At 44.2% G+C, this 1189-nt stretch carries 1 protein-coding gene; it reads right to left on the bottom strand.

Translation table 11 applies throughout. The features are described 5' to 3' along the window. Positions 1-39: 39 nt before the first annotated feature. Positions 40-1127, bottom strand: a protein-coding gene (locus Xsto_RS20680) for an IS3 family transposase (RefSeq protein ID WP_099126315.1) whose coding sequence is annotated in 2 segments (ribosomal slippage) — positions 40-875 and positions 875-1127 — 1089 coding nt in all. Because the reading frame shifts where the segments join, the coding sequence is not laid out codon by codon here. Positions 1128-1189: the final 62 nt, after the last annotated feature.

Below are 1189 nucleotides of genomic sequence, written 5' to 3'. Positions count from 1 at the left end.
GGTAATCCTCCCATTTTTCATGGAGGTTAAAAGTAGAATTCACGCAGCGCGTAATAAATGCTGCTTCGGGGTATAACCCCCTAATGCCATATTGGGCCTTTCATGATTATAAAACCACTGCCATTTTGTCGCCGAATTTTGTAATTCACTCAAGGTAGAAAATAGATATTGTCCCAGCCAGTCATAACGCACCGTTCGATTGTAACGCTCAACATAGGCATTCTGTTGCGGCTTACCTGGTTGGATAAAATTCAGCTGGATTTTATGTTGCTTTGCCCACATCTGAAATTCAGTGCTGGTATATTCGGGACCGTTATCACAACGAATTGCAATCGGTTTGCCCCGCCACTCTATCAGCTGCTCCAACGTACGTATTACACGGTGACTGGGTAATGAAAAATCCACCTCTATCGTGAGTGCTTCGCGATTAAAATCATCAATGATATTGAGCAAACGAACCGAACGCCCATCTGACAACTGATCGTACATAAAGTCCATCGACCAACTTTCATTTGGGGTGTCAGGGACTTTCAACGGTTCAGGATGTTCGCGTTTTAAGCGATTTTTGGGCTTTATACGTTTATTCAGGGCCAGTTCACAATAAATCCGATAAACTCGTTTATGGTTCCAATGAAACCCTTTCACATTGCGTAAGTACAGGTAACAAAGCCCAAATCCCCAGTTCCGTTGTTGTTCCGTGATGTTGAGCAACCACTCTGCAATCTGCTGATTTTCTGAAGATAACCGGGCCTTATAGTGATAACTACTTTCACTGACCCTAAAGATCTGGCACGCACGGCGAATGCTAATGGATTTATGCTCAACTGCGTCTTTTGCCATCTGTCGACGCTGAGCAGGCTTTACCACTTTTTTGCCATGGCTTCCTGAATAATCTCGGCTTTTAGCCGTTCTTCAGCATACATCTTTTTAAGGCGACGGTTCTCTTCTTCCAGCTCTTTCAAACGAGCCATCAGAGAGGCATCCATTCCCCCATATTTAGTTCGCCATTTGTAAAAGCTGGCGTTGCTTATGCCGTGTTCACGACACAGTTCTGACACGGGCGTACCTGCTTCAGCCTGTTTCAGAATAGCTAAGATCTGGCTGTCAGTAAAACGTGACTTTTTCATAAGATTTCGATCTCCTCTGCTACATTAAGCGTATGAGAAAATTCTACTTATGGACACTCCGG

Origin of the sequence: Xenorhabdus stockiae, from assembly GCF_002632825.1 — a bacterium.
GTDB lineage: Bacteria > Pseudomonadota > Gammaproteobacteria > Enterobacterales > Enterobacteriaceae > Xenorhabdus > Xenorhabdus stockiae.
This window is presented reverse-complemented; position numbering and strand designations above follow the sequence as displayed.